This is a genomic window from Dethiosulfatibacter sp. (assembly GCF_983023055.1).
The window spans coordinates 1-3,049 of sequence record NZ_CEZJXU010000320.1 but is presented as its reverse complement, the minus strand read 5'-3'; the positions used below and the strand labels follow the sequence as shown (position 1 = coordinate 3,049).

The 3,049-nt window shown below is 36.3% G+C and carries 2 protein-coding genes and 2 riboswitches; both genes read left to right on the top strand.

What is annotated here, in order from left to right:
- Window positions 1-930 carry a homoserine O-acetyltransferase MetA gene (gene metA, locus AC3AX0_RS10300; RefSeq protein ID WP_487550205.1) on the top strand — a complete coding sequence of 310 codons (930 nt, stop codon included), beginning with the start codon at window positions 1-3 and terminating at the stop codon, window positions 928-930.
- 236 nt (window positions 931-1,166) lie between these two features.
- A riboswitch (glycine riboswitch) is annotated at window positions 1,167-1,270 on the top strand.
- A riboswitch (glycine riboswitch) is annotated at window positions 1,271-1,352 on the top strand.
- Between the two features lie 123 nt (window positions 1,353-1,475).
- Window positions 1,476-2,591: a glycine cleavage system aminomethyltransferase GcvT gene (gene gcvT / locus AC3AX0_RS10295; protein ID WP_487550204.1), complete on the top strand. Its 1,116-nt coding sequence runs from the start codon at window positions 1,476-1,478 to the stop codon at window positions 2,589-2,591.
- Window positions 2,592-3,049 lie beyond the last annotated feature (458 nt).

Here is a 3,049-nt window from a genome sequence, read left to right as displayed (position 1 = left end):
ATGCCAATAGTAATACCAAATAAACTGCCGGCATTTAATATTTTAAAGGAAGAAAATGTATTTGTAATGAATGATTTCAGAGCCTATAGCCAGGACATCAGACAATTGGAGATAGTAATAGTCAATCTGATGCCTACAAAAGAAGAGACTGAAACACAACTCATAAGAATGCTTGCAAATACACCGCTTCAGGTTAAACTTCATCTTGTGAATATGAGTACACACAATTCGAAGAACACCAAGCAGGAGCATCTTACATCCTTTTATGAAACGTTTGATGATATAAAGCATAAGAAATTTGACGGAATGATAATAACAGGAGCACCTGTTGAAACTCTCCCTTATGAAGATGTCGACTATTGGGAAGAACTTGTTGAAATTATGGAATATTCAAAGAGTAATGTTTTTAGTACAATCCATCTTTGCTGGGGAGCACAGGCGGCACTTTACTATCACTACGATGTTCAAAGGAAGATGCTCAACAAGAAGCTTTTTGGAGTTTTTCTCCACGATGTGAAGGATCACAAGTCCAGACTAATGAGAGGATTTGACGACAAGTTCTATGCTCCTCATTCGAGACATACACAGATAGAAAGAGAAGAATTTGACAAGGTTCCAACAATAGAAATTCTTGCTGAATCTGAAGAGGCAGGAGTACATATTTCCGCCCTAAAGAATAGAAGACAGATCTTTGTCCAGGGTCATGGGGAATACGAAAAGTACACTCTGAAGAATGAATATGATAGAGACATTAAAAATGGAATGGATACGGAAGTACCGGCTAATTATTTCATAGACGATGATCCTAAAAAGGATGTAGATATGAAATGGAAGGGACATGCCCATATGTTTTTCTCCAACTGGCTCAATTATTGTGTATACCAGGAAACACCTTTTGACATAAGTAAAATTGGTCCCTTCGACCTTTAAAATACAACCAAAAAAAGAACAAGCCAACATCGGTTATTCAAATCGACGAGGGGCTTGTTCTTTCGTTGAATTGAGGTATCATTAATATTGTCCATAGTGAGTTCATCTCCTGCATATATTATAATGTGTTTTAATAGCGAGTATGTGTTCTAATATATAGTAGTTGGAAAAACAAAAAAAATTTCCTTTAAAAGTAAATGGATATTATGTTATAATTCATATATAGAAACATCCAGAGGACGGTTGCGAGAGATACCTTAAGTGGTGGCCGAAGGAGAAATACGGGTAGTTTAGCCGATTGACCGTAGAAACTCTCAGGCAAAAGGATCGCAATCTGATGGAACTCTGAAGAGACTGCTGGAGCAGCACCGAAGGGGTAATTGTTAATTAAAACTCTCAGGTAAAAGAACAGAGGTTGCTAGGCAGATATTGTCTTGCGATCTTTTTTTGTACCACTGGGTTGGGAAGAGGAAAATGTATCAACGCTTTTCTCCCATAGAATAATAAGATAGGGTCTCAAGACAAAATAATAGGAGATGGATGAAATGGATGAACTGAAAAGAACTCCTCTTTATGAGAGCCACCTTAAGCTTAAGGGCCAGATTGTAGAATTCGGAGGATGGGAAATGCCTGTCCAGTATTCTGGTCTTGTAGAGGAACACAATGCTGTGAGAAACAGTGTTGGAATATTTGATGTTTCTCATATGGGTGAAATGGAAGTAAGAGGAAAGGATGCAAAGAGATTTGTGAATCATATAATCACAAACGATGCAAATCTTATTAACAACAATGAAATTCAATATGCCGTCATGTGTTATGAAAATGGAGGAGTAGTTGATGATCTTTTGGTTTACAAAAGAGACGAGGACAGTTATCTTCTCATTATTAACGCAGGAAACATTAATAAGGATGTTTCCTGGATGGAAAAAGCATTGGCAGAAGGAGATTTCCAGGTAGAGCTAAACCATATTTCAGAGGCTACGGGAGAGGTTGCACTTCAAGGACCAAAGGCTGAAGAGCTTCTTCAGAAACAAACGAACTTTGACCTTTCAACCCTTAAGTTTTTCAATTTTGCAGAAGACATCGACATAGTTGGAGTGTCATGTATTGTATCAAGGTCGGGATATACAGGAGAGGACGGATTTGAAATATATGCCTCTGCTGGTGAAATAGTAAAGGTATGGGAAGGTCTTCTTGAAAAAGGTGAGGAATACCAAATACATCCATGTGGTCTTGGAGCAAGGGATACATTGAGATTTGAAGCCAATATGCCTCTTTACGGACATGAAATGACTGAGGATATTTCACCTCTTGAAGCGGGATTTGGATTCTGTGTAAGGCTTGAGAAGGAAGAATTCATTGGAATGGAAGCCTTGAAGATTCAAAGGGATTTGGGACTCAAGAAAAAAGTGGTAGGATTCGAGCTGGTGGATAGAGGAATAGCAAGAGCTGAATATGAAGTTTTCAATGAAGACGGGGAAAACATAGGATATGTAACTACTGGATACAAGTCGCCTACCCTGGGAAAAGCCATTGGTCTTGCTGTTGTAGATATTGGCTATTCATCAATTGGTGATGAATTTATGATACAGATAAGAAAGAAAAGAGTAAGGTCAAAGGTAATATCAAGAAAATTCTTAAGAAAAAACTATGCAAGGTAAAGTAATAAAAATAAATTGAATTTAAAAAAAGTGGTTTAATGCAAAAGCGAGTTTCGCAACAATATACTTTTGCTTATAAAATAAAAAGGAAGTTTTAATCAAAAGCGAGTTTCGTATTTATTCATTCAATGTCTTTTTATAAGGATGTTTAATGTAAAAGCAAGTTTCGTTACTATCTATAAATATTTTTTATTCTCTAAAGGTGGTTTTAGTAAGAAGTAAGTTTCGTAGTTATTCTTCTACTATCCGGTGTCAAGTTGATACGTCTTGACTCCTTCTATTTTAAGAATCAACTCAACTATATACTTCTTACTAAAACCTAGTTGAATCATCCAGATACAATACCTTTAGATAGACTCAACTATATACTTTTATCATTTAAACTTAGTTGAAGAGTTTCGATACTTTTGTTTCGTGAATAAACTCAACTACAGCTTTTGCTTAAAACAGATTAAAAC

What these genes read in the sequence shown, in the direction of transcription:
- gcvT (WP_487550204.1), top strand. Translation starts at nt 1,476, where the DNA reads ATGGATGAACTGAAAAGAACTCCTCTTTATGAGAGCCACCTTAAGCTT.
- metA (WP_487550205.1), top strand. Translation starts at nt 1, where the DNA reads ATGCCAATAGTAATACCAAATAAACTGCCGGCATTTAATATTTTAAAG.